This is a genomic window from Vibrio sp. Sgm 5 (assembly GCF_026241575.1).
GTDB lineage: Bacteria > Pseudomonadota > Gammaproteobacteria > Enterobacterales > Vibrionaceae > Vibrio > Vibrio jasicida.
On the sequence record NZ_JAPHPY010000160.1, the window covers coordinates 1 to 266 of the forward strand.

Annotated in this window: 1 pseudogene; it reads right to left on the minus strand. The window is 47.7% G+C overall.

What is annotated here, in order from left to right:
* Nucleotides 1-266, minus strand: a pseudogene (locus OQJ86_RS26510) (IS5/IS1182 family transposase); the annotation flags it as partial.

A 266-nucleotide genomic window follows, 5' to 3' on the forward strand; every position in this document is an offset into this window, starting at 1 on the left:
TTCAGCGCTTTGATCATAGCGTAAGTCTCGCCAACCTGAGCATTGTAATTTCTTAGGCTTAATTTCCCACCTAGCAGCTGTTTTACTCGGTACATTGCTGTCTCTGATAGTGAGCGCTTGTGATAGCCATACCGCTTTTTCCATTTCTTGTTGGAGCCGTAGAGCTTTTGACAACCTACTGCTAAATTACGAGGGTGTCCTTGTTCCCAGAATGCAGCCCCTTCTCGTGGTGGGATAAGCGCAACCGCTCGCTTAATCCGTATCGC